18 protein-coding genes and 1 tRNA gene are annotated in these 20393 nt (G+C 59.4%); 12 read left to right on the top strand and 7 right to left on the bottom strand.

Features of this window, described 5'->3' with window-relative positions:
- Positions 1-139 precede the first annotated feature (139 nt).
- The 5 genes from msub_RS07125 to msub_RS07105 all read right to left on the bottom strand — a co-directional run bounded on the left by msub_RS07125 (position 140) and on the right by msub_RS07105 (position 4474).
- Positions 140-1090 carry a ribose-phosphate diphosphokinase gene (locus msub_RS07125; protein ID WP_048495377.1) on the bottom strand — a complete coding sequence of 317 codons (951 nt, stop codon included), beginning with the start codon at positions 1088-1090 and terminating at the stop codon, positions 140-142.
- A gap of 52 nt (positions 1091-1142) precedes the next feature.
- Positions 1143-1217: transfer RNA gene (locus msub_RS07120), tRNA-Gln, on the bottom strand.
- A 19-nt stretch (positions 1218-1236) separates the two neighbouring features.
- Positions 1237-2100: a 4-(cytidine 5'-diphospho)-2-C-methyl-D-erythritol kinase gene (gene ispE, locus msub_RS07115; protein ID WP_048495376.1), complete on the bottom strand. Its 864-nt coding sequence runs from the start codon at positions 2098-2100 to the stop codon at positions 1237-1239.
- On the bottom strand, positions 2097-2729 hold the full coding sequence (gene lolB, locus msub_RS07110; protein WP_048495375.1) for a lipoprotein insertase outer membrane protein LolB: 633 nt from the start codon (positions 2727-2729) through the stop codon (positions 2097-2099). The genes ispE and lolB overlap by 4 nt, the downstream gene beginning before the upstream one ends.
- Positions 2729-4474: a tetratricopeptide repeat protein gene (locus msub_RS07105; RefSeq protein ID WP_053077939.1), complete on the bottom strand. Its 1746-nt coding sequence runs from the start codon at positions 4472-4474 to the stop codon at positions 2729-2731. Before msub_RS07105 ends, lolB begins: the two co-directional genes overlap by 1 nt.
- Positions 4475-4722: 248 nt before the next feature.
- Here msub_RS07105 and hemA point away from each other — a divergent pair, with 248 nt between their 5' ends.
- From hemA to msub_RS07085, 4 genes are read left to right on the top strand one after another with little or no spacing between them, the layout of a single operon-like run.
- Positions 4723-6012: a glutamyl-tRNA reductase gene (gene hemA, locus msub_RS07100; RefSeq protein WP_048495373.1), complete on the top strand. Its 1290-nt coding sequence runs from the start codon at positions 4723-4725 to the stop codon at positions 6010-6012.
- Positions 6009-7097 carry a peptide chain release factor 1 gene (gene prfA / locus msub_RS07095; RefSeq protein ID WP_048495372.1) on the top strand — a complete coding sequence of 363 codons (1089 nt, stop codon included), beginning with the start codon at positions 6009-6011 and terminating at the stop codon, positions 7095-7097. The genes hemA and prfA overlap by 4 nt, the downstream gene beginning before the upstream one ends.
- Positions 7087-7956: a peptide chain release factor N(5)-glutamine methyltransferase gene (gene prmC, locus msub_RS07090; RefSeq protein WP_048495371.1), complete on the top strand. Its 870-nt coding sequence runs from the start codon at positions 7087-7089 to the stop codon at positions 7954-7956. The genes prfA and prmC overlap by 11 nt, the downstream gene beginning before the upstream one ends.
- Before the next feature lie 16 nt (positions 7957-7972).
- Entirely contained in the window at positions 7973-8719 is a 747-nt protein-coding gene (locus tag msub_RS07085; RefSeq protein WP_048495370.1) for a molybdopterin-synthase adenylyltransferase MoeB, read from the top strand.
- Positions 8720-8871: 152 nt separating this feature from the next.
- Here the strand turns inward: msub_RS07085 and phrB are convergent, their stop codons facing one another.
- Positions 8872-10275 (bottom strand): deoxyribodipyrimidine photo-lyase, encoded by a 1404-nt coding sequence (phrB, locus tag msub_RS07080; RefSeq protein WP_048495369.1) that lies wholly within the window; start codon positions 10273-10275, stop codon positions 8872-8874.
- A gap of 178 nt (positions 10276-10453) precedes the next feature.
- Between phrB and msub_RS07075 the strand changes: the two genes are divergently transcribed.
- From msub_RS07075 to msub_RS07050, 6 genes are read left to right on the top strand one after another with little or no spacing between them, the layout of a single operon-like run.
- Positions 10454-11263: a hypothetical protein gene (locus msub_RS07075; RefSeq protein ID WP_048495368.1), complete on the top strand. Its 810-nt coding sequence runs from the start codon at positions 10454-10456 to the stop codon at positions 11261-11263.
- 51 nt (positions 11264-11314) lie between these two features.
- Positions 11315-12175 carry a mechanosensitive ion channel family protein gene (locus msub_RS07070; RefSeq protein ID WP_048495367.1) on the top strand — a complete coding sequence of 287 codons (861 nt, stop codon included), beginning with the start codon at positions 11315-11317 and terminating at the stop codon, positions 12173-12175.
- Positions 12156-12647 carry an ATP-dependent zinc protease family protein gene (locus msub_RS07065; protein WP_048495366.1) on the top strand — a complete coding sequence of 164 codons (492 nt, stop codon included), beginning with the start codon at positions 12156-12158 and terminating at the stop codon, positions 12645-12647. The genes msub_RS07070 and msub_RS07065 overlap by 20 nt, the downstream gene beginning before the upstream one ends.
- 3 nt (positions 12648-12650) lie before the next feature.
- Positions 12651-13556, top strand: a complete 906-nt coding sequence (gene rimK, locus msub_RS07060) for a 30S ribosomal protein S6--L-glutamate ligase (protein WP_048497012.1) — start codon at positions 12651-12653, stop codon at positions 13554-13556.
- Positions 13557-13559: 3 nt separating this feature from the next.
- Positions 13560-14624, top strand: coding sequence for a succinylglutamate desuccinylase/aspartoacylase family protein (locus msub_RS07055; protein WP_048495365.1), 1065 nt, complete (start codon positions 13560-13562; stop codon positions 14622-14624).
- A 14-nt stretch (positions 14625-14638) separates the two neighbouring features.
- Positions 14639-15064 (top strand): secondary thiamine-phosphate synthase enzyme YjbQ, encoded by a 426-nt coding sequence (locus tag msub_RS07050; protein WP_048495364.1) that lies wholly within the window; start codon positions 14639-14641, stop codon positions 15062-15064.
- 14 nt (positions 15065-15078) lie between these two features.
- Here msub_RS07050 and msub_RS07045 read toward each other — a convergent pair whose 3' ends face one another.
- The gene (locus msub_RS07045; protein WP_048495363.1) at positions 15079-16740 is read right to left on the bottom strand and encodes a sensor domain-containing diguanylate cyclase; all 1662 of its coding nucleotides are present in this window, start codon (positions 16738-16740) and stop codon (positions 15079-15081) included.
- A gap of 334 nt (positions 16741-17074) precedes the next feature.
- Here msub_RS07045 and msub_RS07040 point away from each other — a divergent pair, with 334 nt between their 5' ends.
- Together msub_RS07040 and msub_RS07035 are read left to right on the top strand one after the other, a co-directional pair.
- Positions 17075-18052, top strand: coding sequence for a TAXI family TRAP transporter solute-binding subunit (locus tag msub_RS07040; protein ID WP_048495362.1), 978 nt, complete (start codon positions 17075-17077; stop codon positions 18050-18052).
- Between the two features lie 89 nt (positions 18053-18141).
- Positions 18142-20328: a TRAP transporter permease gene (locus tag msub_RS07035; RefSeq protein ID WP_048495361.1), complete on the top strand. Its 2187-nt coding sequence runs from the start codon at positions 18142-18144 to the stop codon at positions 20326-20328.
- The last annotated feature ends 65 nt before the right edge of the window (positions 20329-20393 follow it).

Here is a 20393-nt window from a genome sequence, read left to right as displayed (position 1 = left end):
TGCCCGCGACCAGGCGTTGGATCAGGTGATGTTTCTGAAAAGCCGGATGTTTCCGGCTGACTAAAAGAGACGGGAGCCTGTGTAGGCTCCCGACCCGGTAACTGCTTGTTATGCCTGAACAAAAGGGCCGGATGGCCGGTCAGACATTCTCGAACATGGCGCTGATGGATTCTTCGTTGCTTACTCGTCGAATAGACTCCGCAAGCAGGCCCGCCATTTCGAGGACGCGGATTCTATCACAATTCTTCGCTTTGTCACCCAGAGGAATGGTATCGCACACCACAAGTTCGTCCAGTTGTGAGGCGTTGATGTTGTCAATGGCCGGACCGGACAGCACCGGATGGGTGATGTAGGCAACCACCCGGGCGGCACCGTGCTCTTTCAGGGCGTTGGCGGCCTTGCACAGGGTGCCGGCGGTATCAATGATGTCATCCACCAGAATACAGGTCTTGTCTTTGACATCACCGATGATGTGCATTACCTGGGAAACGTTGGCCTTCGGGCGGCGTTTGTCGATGATGGCAAGATCCGCGTCGTCGAGGCGCTTGGCCACGGCGCGGGCGCGAACAACGCCGCCAACATCCGGGGATACCACGATGAAATTCTCGAAACGCTGCTTGAAGATGTCGTCGAGCATCACCGGTGTGGCGTAGATGTTGTCTACCGGGATATCAAAGAAGCCCTGAATCTGGTCGGCGTGCAGGTCGACTGTCAGCACGCGGTCAACACCGATGCTGGAGATCATGTCGGCGACCACTTTGGCGCTGATGGCGACACGGGTTGAGCGGACCCGGCGATCCTGGCGGGCGTATCCATAGTAGGGGATAACGGCAGTGACGCGTGTTGCGGATGCACGGCGAAGTGCGTCGGCCATCACGATCAGTTCCATCAGGTTATCGTTGGTGGGGTAGCAGGTCGGCTGGATGATGAACACATCATGGCCGCGTACGTTCTCGTTGATCTCGACGGTGGTTTCGCCGTCGCTGAAGCGGCCTACAGTGGCCTGGCCCATGGGAATATGCAGTTTCTGGGCGATGGCCCTGGCAAGGTCCGGGTTGGCATTGCCAGCAAAAATCATCAGTTTGGACACGACGGCATCCTTCTCAGTATCGGCGTTTGATTCAGAAGAAGCGGGAGAAAGGTGGCTGGGGTGGCAGGATTCGAACCTGCGCATGACGGGATCAAAACCCGTTGCCTTACCACTTGGCGACACCCCAGTATCGTGCTTTTTTGGCATCATTTCAGCTCAGCTAGCTTTTTGTGTAGAGGTGAGATGTTCACCCCTTTAGCTACGAACCCCGTGACGCCGGAGGGTTTGCTTTCCCAGATGATCCGGGCTGCGGATTCTGTCGGGAAACGTCCAAATATGCAAGCCCCGGTTCCGGTTAATCTTGCAGGTCCGAATTTTGAAAGCCATTCCAGGCTCTGGTTAACCTCAGGATACAGTTTGCGAACTACACCCTCACAGTCGTTTCGGTACCTCGAGGCGTCTCCCTCAAAAGCGGGCGCTATTTTGATTCTCGGGGTGTTCCTTGTCAACCCTTGCTCGGAAAAAATCTTGCCAGTGTTCAGGTTACAGGCAGGCTTGATCACCACGAACCAGTCTTGCGGTGGATTGGCGTTGGTCAGCTTTTCGCCAACCCCTTCACCAAAGGCCGCGTGGCCGCGCACAAATACCGGCACGTCGGCGCCCAGGGTCAGGCCGATACCGGCCAGTTCATCGTTGCTGAGGCCCAGGTTCCAAAGGTGGTTCAGCCCAAGCAGAGTGGTTGCGGCGTTGGAGCTGCCGCCCCCGAGGCCTCCGCCCATGGGCAGTCGCTTGTCGATGGTGATGGTGACCCCAGGCAGCCCTTTGTCGCTGAGTGTCATCAGGGCTTTGGCGGCGCGGATGACCAGGTTGTCGTTATCGGGGACGTTCGGGATGGAGCTGGCAAGTCTTACGCCGGGCTGATCGGGGGTCAGGGTGAAGCTGAGCTCATCGCCGTATTCCAGAAACTGGAACAGGGTCTGCAGCTCGTGGTAGCCGTCTGGCCGGCGGCCGACAATGTGCAGGAACAGATTCAGCTTGGCCGGTGACGGCAGGCTGATGCCGGGACTCACGGCCGCAGCTCCTGCCAGTTGCTCACCACCAGCCGTACCCTTTTGTCGTTTTTCAGGGCCGTGATGCGGGCGGGCAGTGCCGGATAGCTGGCAAGAAACTCGTGCCAGCGGTCGTAGCGAATCTCCCAGCCGTTTTGCCGGATGATCGCCAGGCTGCCCTGTTCATCAAACAGCAGGCGATAATCGCTGCCGGGTGAGGGCAGGCCGCGGATCCACCAGGCCAGATTGTCCAGGGGCAGTTGCCAGCCGGTGGCCGCTTTCACCAGAGACTCCGGGTCGCCGGAGCGGTAGGTCTCCCCGTTGGGCAGGGTCAGCTCGATGAACCCGGGAACGCCTTTGAGCCTGGTGCTGCCCATGCCCAGGAAAGACGAGGACAGTGCCAGATCATAGGCTTCGCCGTCCTGGATCCAGTGGTTGATGATGGCGGTGCCGCTGTCCGATGGCTGGCGGACGGCCAGCTTGCCCGAGAGCGTCCAGTGATCAAGTTGCCCGAGACTGGCCGATCGGGTCGTCCAGTTCTCAGGCGGCTGGTCTGTCATCCCCTCCGGCAGGGGTTCGACCTGAATGCTGGTGCAGGCGCCTAGGGTGGCGAGCATGAGGCATGCAGCCAGGGTCCGCGCAAGTTTCATTACTGCACACCACCGTTCGTCAACCGGTCAATGGTTTCGTTAAGAATTTCATGATCCGGATCCTGGTCCAGGCCTTTCTGCCAGATGATTCGGGCCTGTTCCTCGGCGCCATTCATCCAGAGGGCTTCGCCGTAATGGGCCGCCACTTCCGGGTCCGGATAGGCGGCCCAGGCGCGGGACAGATACTTCAGTGCGGGCTGGATCTGGCCCTCAAGAAACAACACCCAGCCCATGCTGTCGAGAATCGCCGGGTTTTCCGGGTCCAGTGCCAGTGCCCTTTCGATGTAACGGCGGGCTTCCTGGAGCCGGTCGGTTCGGGTGGTCAGAATATAGCCGAGGGCATTCAGCGCGACGGCGTTTTCAGGGTCCTGTTCAATAATCTGCCTGAGGTCCGCTTCGGCCTTGGCCGGATGATCCAGCGTGTCGTAAAGCATGGCCCGGGCATAGCGGATCTCGATATTGTCCGGATGTTCCGCCAGGGCTTCGGTTGCAGTGCTCAGGGCCTCCTGCTGCTGCCCTTCGTCCAGAAGCAGGTTTACCTCCAGCAGCCAGAAGTTTTCCGACTGCCTCGGGTTGGCATCCCGGAGCCTCCGGATTCTGTCAATGGCGTCATCGAGTTGGCCGTTTTCTGCCAGCAGCGAACTGGCACGGGCCAGTGCGGGAAAGTAGTAATTGCCCTCTTCGACGCTCTGGTAGTACCCAATGGCCTGTTCGGTGTTGCCGGCCTGGTCTGCAATGCGGCCCAGGTAATAGTTGGCTTCGCTGGTGTGGTGGCCCCGCTCGGACAGCCGGGTCAGCTCTTCTTTTGCCAGGTCTGTCTGGCCGTTTTCCAGTGCCACCAGCGCGTGGGACAGCCGGAGGCCCGGGATATCCGGGTGCTGCTGTACCAGGCGGCTGAATTCGTCCTGGGCGGCCTGCAGTTCACCTTCGTTAATCAGCATCCGCCCATAGAGGGTGCCCAACTGCCGGTTGTCGGGAAAGCGCCGGGTATTGGCCATGAGGTAGTCGAGGGCGCGGCCTTTTTTGCCGGTCTGGTAAAGCAGGTCGCCCTTGAGAACTATTGCGGGCTGGAAGTTGGGGTTCTCTTCCAGCAGCGGCTCGAGCCGGTCAAGGGCCTGCTCCGGCTGCCCTGTAACCTTGAGCAGCAGGGCGATGCTGTAACCAAGCTCGGGACTGTCGGGGTGGCGTTGGGCCATCTCTTCATATAAAGCCAGCAGTTCCTGCTGCTGCTCCGGAGGCAGGTTGGAGGCCATGGCGGCAAGGCTGTCGAAATCGGCATCGCCCCCTTGCTCCATGATCTGCTCCATGTGATAGATGGCAGTCTTGAGATCGCTGCCCTTTACCGCCTGGATCGCGGAAATCCGGTGCGCCTGCAGGTTGTTGGGGTCGACCTCCAGCCAGAGTTCGGCCAGCTGCCGCTGGGCATTGTCGCCATTCAGGGACTGGGCGATTCGCATGGCGCGTTCGATCACGCCCTGATCCCGGGACTGTTTGGCGGCCTTGAGGTAATTCACCAACGTAATGTCGTAACGGCCCCGCTGGGCGGCGATTTCCGCGGACAGCAGCAGGTACAGTGTTTCCGGCTCGAAGTCGGCGTATTCAATCGGAGTCTGTGTCTCTGGTTTCTTCTCCGTCGTGGCGGCTTCTTTGGGGGCGGGCATTTCGCTGGTGCCGGTGAAGCTGGCGCAGCCTGTCAGTGTCAGGCCAAGCAGGCAGGTAGCCAGAAACGGTACGGATTTGTGCATGCAACTTCCCATGATATGTCGAAAACGCATCAGAAATAACCACGCTCCAGCCCCTTTTCTTGAGGTAGATCGGGTTCCGGCAGCAGCCGAGACCCTATAATGGCATAAGCGCCTGATCTTGCCCAACCCGTCCGCACTTGCCGAAGCCGCAGCGGTTTTGGGTGGCAGCCCGGGCCTCTGGCCGTTAAAATGGCTGGTAATTGCGCGTATTTGCACCGCTCATCGGCAGAAGGTTGTGTAACAACGAAATGGCACTGGTAACGCTGGGAATCAATCATCGCACGGCCCCCGTTGAATTACGGGAGCGGGTGGCGTTCACGCCCGAGCGCATGGCCGAGGCGTTTGCCGAGCTCCGGGCTACGTCCGGTGCCAGTGAGGCGGCCATTCTCTCCACCTGCAACCGTACCGAACTCTATCTGGCGGGCGATGATGACTGCGTCCCCATGGTGCTTCGCTGGCTTGCCGGCTTTCATGACATGGATGTAGCCGAGCTGGAACAGGCCCTTTACCTGCATCGTGACGGTGATGCCGTGCGCCATATGATGCGTGTGGCTGCCGGCCTGGATTCCATGGTGCTTGGCGAGCCGCAGATTCTTGGCCAGCTCAAGGACGCCTACGTGCTGGCCCGGGAGCACGGCGCCAGCGGTGCCTTCCTGTCCCGTTTGTTTGAGCACACCTTTTCAGTGGCAAAGCGGGTGCGCACCCAGACCGCCATTGGTGAGAACCCCGTTTCCGTTGCCTATGCCGCGGTGAGCATGGCGCACCATATTTTTGCCGACATGTCCCGTAACAAGGCATTGCTGATCGGGGCCGGCAAGACCATTGAGCTGGTGGCCCGGCATCTGGCGGACGCCGGCGTGAAAGATTTCCTGGTGGCCAACCGCACCCTGGAGCGGGCCCAGGCACTGGCCGAGTCCCGGGGTGGCAAGGGCATTATTCTTTCCGATATTCCACAACACCTGGCGGATGTCGACATTATTATCTCCTCCACCGCGAGCCCGCTGCCGATTCTTGGCAAGGGCGCCGTTGAGCGTGCCCTGAAGCAGCGCAAGCACCGGCCCTATTTCATGGTGGATATCGCGGTGCCCCGGGATATCGAGCCGGAGGTGGCCTCGCTGGCCGATGTCTACCTGTACACCGTTGATGACCTGCGCCAGGTGATCGAAGAAAACATCCGTTCCCGCGAGGGCGCTGCCCGGGAAGCGGAGAATCTTGTGGTCGCGGGGGTTCAGGATTTCCTGAGCCAGCTGAGAGCTCTGGATGCGGTGTCTACACTCAAACAGTTCCGTCAGCGCGCCGAGCTCCTGCGTGATGCCGAGACCGAAAAAGCCCTGCGCGCCCTGCGCAATGGCGCTGACCCTGAGACAGTGCTGCGTGGCATGGCCCGGGGTCTTACCAACAAACTCCTGCATGAGCCTTCTGTTCAGGTTCGCAAGGCCACCACAGAAGGTCGCACCGAGGTGACAGAGTGGCTGCGTGAGTTGCACCAGCTGGATGCACTGGACGCGGACGCGACGACGACCCCGGAAAAACTATGAAACCTTCGATTCAATCCCGCCTCGAGCAGCTGACAGACCGCTTCGAGGAAGTCAGCGCTTTGCTCAGTGATTCTTCGATTATCTCGCAGCAGGACAAATTCAGGGACCTTTCCCGGGAGTTTGCCGAGATCGAGCCCATTGTTCATTGCTTCCAGGCCTGGCGGGAGTCGCTCGATGATATCGAGGCTGCCCGGGAGTTGGCGAAGGATGGTGATGCCGACATGCGCGATATGGCCAAGGAAGAGATGGAGCTGGCGCAGCAGAAAAACGAGGAGCTGGACGAGGAACTCCAGCGCCTGATGCTGCCAAAAGACCCGAACGACGGCAAGAACGTGTTTCTCGAGATCCGCGCCGGCACCGGTGGCGACGAGGCCGCCATTTTTGCCGGGGATCTGTTCAGGATGTATGCGCGCTACGCCGAGCGCCGCCGCTGGCAGGTTGAGGTGCTGAGCGAGAGCGAAGGTGAGCATGGCGGCTACAAGGAGCTGATTGCCCGGGTGGCCGGTGAAGGCGTCTACGGGGCCTTGAAATTTGAATCCGGCGCCCACCGGGTGCAGCGCGTTCCGGAAACCGAATCCCAGGGTCGTATCCATACCTCGGCCTGCACTGTCGCGGTAATGCCGGAAGCCGATGAAGCCGAGGCCATCGAGATCAACAAGGCGGATCTTCGGGTGGATACCTTCCGGTCTTCGGGGGCCGGCGGCCAGCATGTTAACAAGACGGATTCCGCCATTCGTATTACCCATCTGCCCACCGGCATAGTGGTGGAGTGCCAGGAAGAGCGTTCGCAGCACAAGAACCGGGCCAAGGCCATGAGCCTTCTGGCCTCGAGGTTGCAGAATGCCGAGACCGAGCGGCAGCAGAAATCCATGGCGGAAACCCGCAAGAGCCTGGTTGGCAGCGGGGATCGTTCCGAGCGCATTCGCACCTACAATTTCCCCCAGGGGCGGGTGACTGACCACCGTATCAACCTGACGCTCTACAAGCTCGACGAAGTCATTGCCGGCGATCTCGATGCCGTGGTTGTGCCGCTGCAGCAGGAGCACCAGGCGGAGCTCCTCGCCGCCCTTGCCGATGACCAGTAAACCCTCACTGACTTGTGAGGCCCTTCTGACTGAGGCCTCTGCCCGCATTGGCAGCGATTCTCCGAGACTGGACGCCGAGCTGCTGCTGAGCCACATTACCGGGCTCAGCCGAACCAGCTTCCGGGCCTGGCCGGAGCGTGAAGTCACCGAATCGCAGGCCGAGGCCTTCGAGAGGCTGGTGGCCGAACGCGTTGCCGGCACGCCGGTGGCCTACCTGCTCGGGGAACAGGCGTTCTGGTCACTGGCACTGAAAGTGAGTGCTGCCACCCTGATTCCCCGCCCGGATACCGAGTGCCTGGTGGAGACCGCCCTGGGTTTACCCTTGCCGGAGCGGGCCAGCGTTCTCGATCTGGGGACCGGCACCGGTGCCATCGCCCTGGCACTTGCCAGTGAACACCCGGGCTGGCGGGTAACGGCGTGCGATGCGGTGGATGAGGCCGTGGCGCTGGCGCGTGAGAATGCCGCATCGCTGGGGTTGCCGGTGTCGGTGGTCAAGAGTTCCTGGTTCTCGCAGCTGGAAACCGCCCGTTTTGATCTGATTGTCTCCAATCCACCCTATATACCGGACAATGACCACCACCTGGCCGAGGGCGATGTGCGCTTCGAGCCGGCCTCGGCCCTGGTCTCCGGCCGAGATGGCCTGGATGATCTCCGGTTGATTGTGGAACAGGCGCCGGACTGGCTGGTTGAGGGTGGCTGGTTGTTGGTGGAGCATGGGTTTGACCAGGCAGAACCGGTCGCATTGCTATTCCGTGACCGGGGGTTTGCCAATGTGCAGGGCTTGCAGGACTATGGTGGTCGTGACCGGATGACCCTTGGGCAGTGGGGCCAGTCTGGCCCCGGTAACCGGTCGGTTTGATAACAGGGGGATGCAGATGCTCAGTGACGACGAATTATTGCGCTACAGCCGGCAGATTCTGTTGCCAAGGTTCGACATTGCCGGGCAGGAGGCCCTGAAATCAGCCCGGGTGCTGGTCATCGGTGCCGGGGGGCTGGGCTGCCCGGTGGCGCTTTACCTCGGCGCGGCTGGCGTTGGCCATCTTACCCTGGTAGATAACGACACCATTGAGCTGGCCAACCTTCAGCGCCAGATTGGTTTTGAGCAGGGCCAGTTGGGTGAGTACAAGGCGGAAAAACTGGCTGACCATGTTCGGCGAATCAATCCGCTGGTATCGGTGACTGCCTTGAACCAGCGCCTTGAGGGGCAGGCACTGGCCCGGCAGGTTGAGGAGGCGAGCCTGGTGGTGGACTGCACGGATAATTTCAAGACCCGGTTTGCGCTGAATCGTGCCTGTGTGGCGGCAAAAGTGCCGCTGGTGTCCGGTGCCGCGATACGGGGCGAGGGGCAGCTTTCGGTGTATGACAGCCGGCAGGAGAACAGCCCCTGTTATCACTGCCTGTATCCGGAGCAGGGCAATGAGGATCTGACCTGTTCGGAGGCGGGGGTGATTGCACCTCTGGTGGGAATGATCGGGGCGGCCCAGGCTATGGAGGCCATCAAGGTGATTTCCGGGGTGGGGACGCCTCTGGTCGGGCGGTTGCTGATTCTGGATGCCTGGGAGATGCAGTGGCGGGAAATGAAGCTGGCCCGGGATCCGTCCTGTCCGGTTTGTTCTGTCTGACTTCTGTGCCGGCGGGCTTGGCGATGGTCTGCCCAAAACACGCCGTGAATACGTCCCTGTAGGCTCCGCTCCGCCATCCATGGCTCCGCAGGGTTTTGGGCAGACCATCGCCAAGCCCGCTTCCGGGTTTTGAGTCAGCCGTCCAAACTTTTTCAGTTTTTAAGTGCCTGAAATTTTGCGATGGCCTCTTTTCTGCTTTCCTTAAGATCAACAATCTGTCTGGGATACCCTTTTGGAATTACACCGCCTTTCGCGCCGGGGTCGTGAATCCGTTTTTTGTCCAGCCTGGCCAGTTCCGGCACCCATTGGCGGATGAAGTCGCCATTGGGGTCGAAGCGTTCGCTCTGGGTGACCGGGTTGAAGACCCGGAAGTAGGGGGCGGCGTCGGTGCCGGTGGAGGCGCTCCATTGCCAGCCGCCGTTGTTGGAGGCCAGGAAGCCATCCACCAGCCGGGACATGAAGTAAGCCTCGCCCAGGCGCCAGTCGATGAACAGGTTCTTGGTGAGGTACATGGCGGTGATCATGCGCAGGCGGTTGTGCATCCAGCCGGTCTGGTTGAGCTGGCGCATGGCGGCGTCGACGATGGGGACGCCGGTGTTGCCGGTTTTCCAGGCTTCAAAATGGCCGCCGGGGGTGTTCCACTCGAGATTCTCGGTTTCCGGTTTGAAGGCTCGGTGCATGCTGACCCGGGGGTAGTGGTAGAGGATGTTGATGTAGAAGTCGCGCCAGGCGATTTCGTTGATCCAGGTTCCCAGGCCCTCCTGGTTGCCGCCGGAGCCCTGGGCCTGCCTTGCCGCGATCAGGCATTGCCGGCCGGACAGAACGCCGTTGGCCAGATAGGGGGAGATCAGGCTGGTTCCGTCGATGGCTGGGAAGTCCCGTTTTTCCTTGTACGCTCCGCCGCGTTTTTCCAGGAAGTGTTCGAGCTGATCGTGGGCGGCGTTTTCGCCGGTGGGTACTAGAGGCTCCGGGGCGTCTCGAAAGGCCTCTGGAACGGTGTCGATCTTTTCCGGGGCAACCGCATTGCCCCTGGCGGTGGGAGTCGGGAACAGGCCAGGATGGGTTTCGTCTATCCAGCTGCGCCAGCGTCTCGAAAAGGGTGTAAAGACGGAATAGGGCTCATTTTGTTGGGTCAGGATCTCGCCCACCGGTGCTACGGTCTGGTCGCGGTATTTGCGAACGGCGATATCGAGCTCATCAAGGCGGTGTTTGATGGCCTTGTCCCGTTTGCGTTCGTTAACGCCATATTCCTCGTTGAAGTGCAGCGTTTGGATGCCGTGTTCCCGGCAGTGGCTTTCCAGTTTCCCGAGGCTGTCTTCGAAACGTTCGGCGTAGATAAAGCAGAGCGGTATGCCCAGCCCGGCCAGTTCTGCCGCGAGGGCATTGGCGTGGGCGATAACAAACTGCACCCGGGCCGGGGACCAGTCGTGGACCTGCCATTGGCCCGGGGTGAGGATAAAACAGGCCCGGACCTGTTCGGTGCTCTCGCAGGCGGCCGTGAGGGCCGGGTTGTCGGCGAGCCGGAGATCGTTTCGGAACCAGACCAGTTGTGTCATCCGTAATCCATCGTCATCTGAGGAGCGGGCGTAGGGGTAATTACATCCCGGTGCTTCAATAAAATCACTGACTTGGATATTCGCCCGGGGTGGCTGATTGGATTATAGTTAAGCCAACTTTGCCTACAACCTTGCCTGCAATTCAGGCCGTCGCGCTTTGGGGAGTTCTGTGCCGGGAATGGAGAATAATAACGAGAACCGCCGTGACGGCGTCTGGGGCCAGCCATACGCCCTGGCCTCTGGTCAGACCCAGTTTCACCAACTGGGCCATATCCGTCTGTGGGTGACGCTGCTCGATCTGGAGTGGCAGATTCGTTCGGAAACCCTGGAGCTGGATACCGATCCGGCCAGTTGGACGGAAACCATAGGCCATACATTACCCGCTGCCAGCGTTCCCCTGCAGCGGTTTGTCCGGGAGAAACAGTCGTCGGCGGTAACCTTTGTGCCGGCGGTCGCCAATCTTCCCACCGTGATCCGCCCCTATCAGCCTCTGACGATTCCCGCCGGCGGCCGCTGCACGATCTATGTGGGAACACCGGTATGGATGAAGGTCTGTGTGGGTGAAAGGCAAACCATGTTGGCGGAAGTCCCGCTGGCGCTCCCCTCGCTGACCTGGGTCGGCCGGAACACTATGGAAGGGGAGCTTTGCTATTCCTCAACGAGTTATGCGCGGATGGTGCTTGAGGCCGTGCCCAAGCGGCCGTGGCGAGCGGTAACGCCAGTCACCCTGATCAACCGGCGCTCCGAGCCCTTGTTGCTTGAACGGTTCAGTCTGCCCACTCCGTTGCTGTCGTTGCACCAGAATGAACGGGGCCAGTTGTGGACGCCCGGGGTAACGGTGGAGGTGGAAACCGATATGAATTCTGCCAGCCTGCATGTGGATCAATTCCTGCTGGCGGCCGCGGGAACCTGCCGACCGGTGGCAGACGCTCGGGAAAAACTGGCCCGGGGGCGCCTGGTGCGGGCCTTCGACCGGATGTTTGGTTAAAACGGATCTGACGGAGTCGATACTTTGCTGGAGTCAATTCAAGCGGGCGCAATGAAGGTCTTTACCGACATCGCCTGGGGACAGTGGCTGAGCTCTGGTTTTTTGCTGGTTCTTGGCCTGTTTCTCGGGTCTCTTGCGGGCCGGAGTGTTTCCCGGTTTATGGCGGGGCGGTCTTCCCGCCATCACACGGTGATGGTGCGCCGCCTGGTGTTTTACGTGATTGTGGTTCTGTTCAGTATTGCGTCGCTGCGGGAGGCCGGGTTCTCCCTGGATGTGGTTCTGGGGGCGGCGGGTATTCTCACCGTGGCTATCGGTTTTGCCTCGCAGACCTCGGCATCGAATATGATCAGCGGCCTGTTCCTGCTGGTCGAGAAACCCTTTGAGATTGGTGATTTCATCGAAGTGGATGCAACCCTTGGCGAAGTGATCGGCATCGACATGCTCAGCGTGAAGTTGCGGACGGCCGATAACCTGTTTGTTCGCATTCCCAATGAAACCCTGATCAAGACCCGGGTGATCAACCGCTCCCGGTTCCCCATCCGCCGGCTCGACCTGATGCTGGGAATTGCCTACGCTGAGGATGTGGAACGGGTGGAGGCATTGCTCCTGGAACTGGCGGAAAAAGACCCGAGCTGCCTGGAAGAGCCCAAGCCTTTCACGCTTGTCACGGCCTTCGGTCCGTCTTCTGTGGATGTGCAGTTTTCTTTCTGGGTGCCAAAGGAGAGGGTACTTGAGGGCCGGAGCGGCATGATGGTCGCTATCAAGAAAGCCCTGGACCACGCGGAGATTGAAATCCCGTTCCCCCATACCAGCGTGTATGCCGGTAGCCATTCTGAGCCCTTCCGTGTTCAGTTGCTGGGGCCGGGAACAAACACTGAAAAGGATCTGCTGGATGCCAACAAAGACAGCTGAAGTCATCAAAACCATTGCCCCGACACCCGCCGAGAACAAGGTCAGCCTCGGGTGGCGCGAATGGGTGGCGTTGCCGGATCTGGATATCCGCCGCATCAAGGCGAAGATTGATACCGGGGCCCGCACGTCCTGCCTGCACACCTTCCGCACCGAGCCCTACACCGCCAACGGCGAGCGGCGTGTGCGCTTCTGGGTGCACCCGGTGCAGAACGATCTGCATCAGGTGGTGGAGTGCGATGCCCGGGTGCTGGACGAGCGAAACGTCTCCGATTCCGGGGGGCACAAGGAAATGCGCCTGGTGATCGAAACCACACTGGTGATCGGCGGCCAGAGCTGGCCCATTGAAATGACATTGACCAACCGCGATTCCATGCGGTTCCGGATGCTGCTGGGCCGAACCGCCATGGCCGGGCGCTCACAGATCTATCCTGAAGCTTCCTATCTTGCCGGTGAACCGGCCCCTAAGGAATGAATGATGAAAATTGCAGTATTGTCGCGAAACCGCCATCTCTACTCGACCCGCCGTCTGGTTGAGGAAGGCCTTAACCGTGGCCATGAAGTGAAGGTGATTGACTGCCTGCACTGCTCCATGAACATCACCTCGGCGAACCCCCAGATCCACTATCACGAAGAGGTTCTGGAGAACTTTGATGTGGTGATCCCGCGAATCGGGGCCTCGGTGACCTTCTACGGCACCGCTGTGTTGCGCCAGTTCGAGATGATGGGGGTGTTTCCGGTTAACGAATCGGTGGCCATCACCCGCTCCCGGGACAAGTTGCGCTCGCTGCAGCTGCTGGCGCGCAAGGGCGTGGGAATGCCGGTGACCGGCTTCGCCAACAAGCCGGATAACGTGCCGGAATTGCTGAAGATGGTGGGCGGCGCGCCGGTGGTGATCAAACTGCTGCAGGGCACCCAGGGCATCGGTGTTGTGCTGGCGGAAACCCGGAAGGCGGCGGAGAGCGTTATCGAGGCCTTCATGGGCCTGAAGGCAGACATTCTGGTGCAGGAATTTATCAAGGAAGCCGGTGGTGCAGACATCCGCTGCTTTGTGATTGGCGACAAGGTGATTGCCGCCATGAAGCGCCAGGGCGCCGAGGGCGAATTCCGATCCAACCTGCATCGTGGCGGCACCGCCTCGCTGATCCGGATTACACCGGAAGAGCGCCGTACCGCGATCACTGCCGCCAAGGCCATGGGCCTGAATGTGGCGGGCGTTGACCTGCTGCGCTCCAGCCGCGGGCCCCTGGTGATGGAGGTGAATTCATCCCCGGGCCTTGAGGGCATTGAAAACGCAACGGGCAAGAACGTGGCCGGCATGATTGTGAACTGGCTGGAAAAGAATCAGCAGCCCTGGAAAACCCGAACCAAGGGTAGGGGCTAGACCATGGCCCGAGCACCCTTTGAATTCATTGGTACCCAGATCAAGGCAGGCACCCGCCAGACCGTGGAAGTGCCCGTGGCCAAACTCTACACCCACACACCACTGCATATTCCGGTGGAAGTGGTGCATGGCCGGCGCGACGGGCCCGTTCTGATGGTGTGTGGCGCCATTCACGGCGACGAAATCAACGGGGTGGAGATCGTCCGGCGGGTGCTGACCAATTCCGCGCTGCGCCACCTGCGCGGCACCCTGGTGGCAGTGCCCATCGTCAACATATTCGGGTTTGTGCAGCGCACCCGCTACCTGCCGGACCGGCGGGACCTGAATCGGTGTTTTCCAGGCAGCGAAACCGGTTCCCTGGGCGGCCGGATTGCCTACTTGCTGCGCACGCAGATCATGGAGAAGGTCACCCACATCATCGATCTTCACACCGGCGCCATCCACCGCTTCAACCTGCCCCAGATCCGGGCCGAACTGAAAAATCCGGAAACCACCCGCATGGCGGAGGCCTTTGGCGCGCCCATCATCATCAATGCCGGCTTGCGCGAGGGCAGCCTGCGGGCCTACGCCGATTCCCAGGATATTCCGGTGGTCACCTTCGAGGGCGGGGAAGCCCTGAGGTTCGACGATGTGGTGATCTCCAGTGGCGTGAAGGGCGTGATCCGGGTGATGCGGGAACTGGAAATGATCCCCGCCAAGAAGGGCCCGAAGGCGCCAAGAAAGCGTTCGGAGACCGCCGCCAACTCCCAGTGGGTGCGAACCGACATAGACGGCATCATGCGCCCGGTGGCGAGCCTGGGCCAGAAGGTTCGCAAGGGCCAGAAACTGGCCATGGTGGCGGACCCGTTTGGTGAGTCCGAGACGGCGGTACTCTCCCCCTGTTCCGGCATCGTCATCTGTGTGAATAACCTGCCCCTGGTGAACGAAGGGGAGGCGATCTACCACATTGCCCGGTTCGATGAGCTCAGTGAGGCGGAAAAGGCCATGGATTATTTCCGCAGCAGCTATGAGAGCGACGTGGGCGATGCTGTTGTGCCCGTTCACCCCTGGGATGACCGGCAGAAATAAGCGCGAGGTTAGCCATGATCTGGGATCAGAGTTTTATTGAACTGGCGCCCCTACCTCGGGGGTTTCATCTGGTGACTAATGAAATCGTTGCCCAGGCGCCGCAACTGACCAACTGTGAGGTCGGGCTGCTGCACCTGTTTATCCAGCACACCTCGGCCTCGCTGGCGGTCAATGAAAACGCAGACCCGGATGTGCGCGGCGATCTGGAGCGCCACTTCAACGTGATGGTGCCGGAGAACGCGCCGCATTATCAGCACGTCATGGAAGGGCCGGATGACATGCCGGCCCACATCAAGAGCATCCTGATCGGTCCCTCGTTGATGCTGCCGGTTAGCCACGGCCGGCTTGCGCTCGGCACCTGGCAGGGCATTTACCTGTGTGAACACCGCGATCGTGCAGCCAGCCGCCGGATTGTGGCGACGCTGCAGGGCCGTTGGTGAGCCGATGGACGCTTTTATTGGCCAGTTGTATCAACTGGCTCGTACCTGAAATTGTTTCTGCCACTCCCTTTGACTGTGTAAAGGGCCTTGTCTGCCGCCCTGACAAGATCCCCCGTCGTAAGACCAGCGTGGGGCACTACCGATGAAATTCCGATGCTGATAGTCAGGAAGGGCTCGATAGCGCTGCAGTCGTGCTCAATATTTGCTGCAATGACTTGTTCCCTTATGGACGCGGCAATACTCAGGGCGTCTTCGGCGTTTGTGCCCGGGAGCACCAAAAGGAATTCCTCACCACCGTATCGTGCGGCCATGTCCGATTTTCGCTTCATGGCGTTCGCCAGGATGTCCGCAACCTGCTTCAGGGTTCGGTCGCCCGCCTGATGCCCATAACGGTCATTGTACAGTTTGAATAAGTCGATATCGACGAGCATGACGGTGAGAGGGTCGCCGGTTCGGCAGAGTATTCCCCAGGCCTGCTCCAATTTCTTCTCGAGGGCCAGTCGGTTTGAGAGGCCGGTGAGAGGGTCGTGCTCTGAAAGACGTTTCAGTTCAGCATTGGCTGCCTGTAGGTCACTCTGGACTTCAAGCACCGTTTGATGCTTCGAGGTCAACTCGTCATTCAGCCGCAGCAATTCTGTGTTGTTGGATTCAATCATCTGCAGCATGGAGTTGAACTCCCGTGACAGGGCTCCGATTTCGTCGTTGTTCTTGATACTGGCCCGAAGAGAATAATCCATGGCACTGGATATACTCGATATATCAGTCCTCAGGCTCATGATCGGCTTTACGACAATCCAGCGGAACAGTGCCAGTAGTGCCGTTGCGAGAGCAATGCACAACAAAATTAGAAGGGCGATACCGTAATAGGTAATGTCTCTGCCAAGTTCGGTGATGTTGCGGGGCAGAATGGCTGTTGCCCGCAGGGTTGGTATGCCTTCGATACTGTAGATCTTCGAGGCGGAGAGCGTGCTCTGGTCAATGATTTTCAGCGAGTAGTTGTCGGGGGCAGCCGGGGCGGTGTTTTCCGGGACTGGCTCGATGCTGAAATCCTGGACAATCTGCTCTGAAAGTGTGGTTATCAGCTCGTCATCCAGAAACTGGCCAAACACCACATAACCCTTGTGAGGGCCAGATCCGTCGCTCTGCACAATCGGCCGCATGGCAAATAGAACCGGGATGCCGGCCACCTGGACAACACCGCTCGTTGCCTGGTCATCAATGTCTTCTTCCGGATCAATTCGGCCAGTGAATTTGGCCGTAGCCGCCACTACGTCATCAAGGTGGGCTGCGGTCAGGTCGACGATGCCGCCGTCCGATGGGAAGTCGTAAACGCTGCCCCAGACCACCTCCCCGTCAAGGTTAAGAAATAGCGCAACATCGAACCCGAAGTTGAGGAAGGTGTCCGGATACAGATTGGATTCGATGTACTCCGGATCGCCGCTTTGTATGAACGAGTAGGTATCATTCCATGCCGACCAGTCGTACACGGTGAAATCAATGGCTTGTCGCTGGGTATCCAATTTCCGGACCACCCGGTCAATGTTGTTCCTGGCGTAGTCGACCTCGATTTCGTGAAAGGCGGGATAGACAATGCTTCGTTGGACAACAAAGGCCGATAATGAAAGCAAAACGCCCATCAGCACAATCAATGCAGTGGTCTTTGCGGAAATCGACATGGCTTTGGCCTTGATGCGGGCAGCTGTTCCAGGTTGGGCTGGGCACAATATAAATGGTGACCCTGACCTGATCAGAGTTTGAACAGTAAATTCCGGCAATGGAAGACGTTGCACAACATTTGACAGTTTGGGGCGATTTTCACTCATTGCCAGAATTGGGTGGGTGATATCTCACCCATTCCTGAGCCCTATGGTCCAGATTTACTCAAAAGAAAATTGTTTTTTAAGCAGTTTTAGAACCTGGCCTGGTCCTTGCCTTTGCATGAGGCAGCGTGGTCCGAACCGGGCAGCGCCAAATACCCAAACAAACAAAATGAAACGGGGAGCATTCTTCATGAAAACCCAACTCGTCATGGCGGCAGCGTTCGCTTCTACTCTGGTTGTGGCCAATCCGGCTTCCGCACAGGATCGTGAGGGCTGGCCTGACAGCTTTACCGTGGGTACGGCAAGCCAGGGCGGTACTTACTTCGCCTACGGTTCTGGCTGGGCCAACTTTGTGGCCGAGAACCTTGGCATTTCCGGTGGCGCCGAAATTACCGGTGGCCCGATGCAGAACATGGCGCTGGTGCACACCGGCAACCTGCAGTTTGGCCTGACCACCATGGGCCCGGCACGGGAATCCATGGAAGGCAACAGCCCGCTGGCGCCGGGTGTGAAGATGGACAACGTTTGCGCCATCTTCCCGATGTACGAGACTCCGTTCTCCGTAACCGCACTGTCTGATTCAGGCATTACCTCCATTTCTGACATTCCAGACGGTGCTACCATTGGCTTCGGCCCTGCAGGTTCCACCTCTGATACCTACTTCCCGCGCATGATGGAAACCCTGGGCGTGAACTTCGAGCGTCGCAACGGTAGCTGGTCCGATCTGGGAACCCAACTGCAGGATGGCCTGATCGACGTTGTTGCCTTTGCTGCGGGTATTCCCATTCCGGCGGTCAGCCAGCTGGAAGTGCAGACTGACGTGAACATCATTGGCATGACGGACGAGGAAGCCAAGAAGATCACTGACAACTTCCCTGTTTCCGAGTTCGTGATTCCTGCAAGTACTTATCAGTCCCTGGAGAAAGATTCCCGCGTGGTCTCCATGTGGAACTTTGCCATCGCCAACTGTGACGTTCCGGAAAGCCTGGTGTATGAAATCACCAAGCTGACCATGGAGAACAATGACAAGATGGTTTCCATCCACAAGGCGGCCCGTACGTCTATCCCGAAAAACTACACCAAGAACACCGTTCTGCCCTGGCATCCGGGCGCAGCTCGCTGGTTCAACGAAAACGGTTACGAGATCCCTGAAAGCCAGATCAAGTAACTACCGTTGTGTGTAAAGGGGGCCGCACTGGCCCCCGTCGGCCGGCCGGCTTAATGCCGGCCCAGTTTTTCCTGTAGGCAGGGTTTATCATGACCACCGAACACTCTCCCAAGGATCCGACCCCGGCACTGCCGGACGATGACCATATTCTTGCCCACGACGTCGACGAAGAGCCGGTTGAGCCCAATCGCCGGTTATTCGAGGGTGGGATGCTGAAATTTGTTACCGCTCTGACGATTGCGTTCTCGTCGTTCCATCTTTACACCCTGAATATTGCCCCGATGGAAACCTGGAGCTACCGGATTGTTCACGTAGCCGGTGCCCTGGTGTTGGGCTTTGTTCTGTTTGCCGGTGCCCGCTTTGTGTCCCGAGAGGACGGTGGCGCCCGTAACAGGTGGACTACCTGGTTTGGTGCTGTTGCACTGTTGCCCGCACTCTATGCGCTTTATCAGACGTTTTCTTTCAGCCAGATGGTTGCCAATGGCGCCATGCGTATTCCGCCCGAGCTGGAAACCTGGCATTTCGGCTGGCCCCTGCTGGCGGCCTCCGCTATCGGGATTGTGCTGAGCTGGTTCCACCAGCGTGAACGATCGCGGTTGAGCGTTCCCGACATGGTGCTGGTTGTCTGTGCCATTGCCGTTGCGTCGTATTTCCTGGTGGTTTACAACACCACGATGCGGATGACCACGGGTACCTCGTTCGCACCTGTGGGTATTTCTTTTGCTGCTGTCGCTGGCACGGCGCTGATCATGGAGCTGACCCGGCGGGTTGCCGGCCTGGCACTGGTGGTGATCGGGCTGGTGTTCCTGGTTTATGTGTTTGTCGGCCCATACTTGCCGGGCTTCCTGGGGTACCCGGGGTTGTCTGTGCAGCGCTTTTTCAGCCAGGTGTATACCGATGCCGGTATTCTGGGGCCAACCACGGCGGTGTCTTCCACCTACATTATTCTGTTCATCATTTTTGCAGCCTTCCTGCAGGCCTCGAAGGTGGGGGATTACTTTGTGAACTTTGCCTTCGCGGCAGCCGGTCGCTCCCGCGGTGGCCCGGCCAAGGTGGCCATTTTTGCGTCCGGCCTGATGGGCATGATCAACGGCACCAGCGCCGGTAACGTGGTCTCCACCGGTTCCCTGACCATCCCGCTGATGAAGAAGGTGGGTTACTCCAAGAAGTCCGCCGGCGCAGTTGAAGCGGCGGCCTCTACCGGCGGGCAGATCATGCCGCCGATCATGGGCGCAGGCGCGTTCATCATGGCGGAGATTACCGGCATTCCCTACACGGAAATTGCCATCGCCGCGATCATTCCTTCCATCCTGTACTTCGCTTCGGTCTACTTCATGGTCGACTTCGAGGCTGCCAAGATGGGCATGCGGGGCATGCGCGAAGATGAGCTGCCGAAGTTGCGTAAGCTGATCAAGCAGGTCTATCTGTTTATCCCCATTATCATTCTTATCTATGCGCTGTTTCAGGGCTATTCGGTGATCCGTGCCGGTACTCTGGCGACCATCTCGGCGGCTGTGGTGAGCTGGCTGTCGCCGAACAAGATGGGTTTCCGTTCAATCCTGCGTGCGCTGGATATCGCGTCCATGATGTCGATCCAGATTATCGTGGTTTGTGCGGCAGCCGGTGTGATTGTCGGTGTCATCTCGCTGACGGGTGTGGGCGCGCGCTTCTCGGTTCTGCTGCTTGATGTGGCGGCGACCAGCCAACTGCTGGCACTGATTTTCGCCATGTTCATTTCGATACTGCTGGGTATGGGCATGCCGACAACGGCAGCCTACGCCGTGGCGGCATCGGTGGTGGCACCGGGGCTTGTGCAGTTGGGTATAGAACCACTCACGGCGCATTTCTTTGTGTTCTACTTCGCCGTGGTGTCGGCCATTACGCCACCGGTGGCCCTGGCCTCCTATGCGGCGGCAGGCATTTCCGGAGCCAATGCCATGGAAACCTCGGTCGCCTCGTTCCGCATCGGTATCGCCGCGTTTATCGTGCCGTTCATGTTCTTCTATAACGGCGCCTTGCTGATGGATGCGCCCTGGTTCGATATTGCCCGGGCCCTGGTAACCGCAACCTTTGGTGTATACCTGCTGTCGGGCGGTGTTCTGGGCTGGTTTGGTGAGGTCCGGGCTTCCTGGCTGGTTCGTATCCTGCTGATTGCGTCTGCACTGCTGATGATTGAAGGTGGTATCTGGACAGATCTGGTCGGTGTGGTGATTGCGGTGGTCGTGTTTCTGGCCCAGCGTCAGCGCAGGCAGCGGTTGGCATCTGTGGCCGCCTGATCCATTGAAGGGCAGGGCAGCCGCGTCAAGGCGTGGTTGTTCTGCCCGGTTCCGGGCGCTACCCT

Source organism: Marinobacter subterrani (genome assembly GCF_001045555.1).
In the GTDB taxonomy this organism is placed as follows: Bacteria; Pseudomonadota; Gammaproteobacteria; order Pseudomonadales; family Oleiphilaceae; genus Marinobacter; species Marinobacter subterrani.
This window is presented reverse-complemented; position numbering and strand designations above follow the sequence as displayed.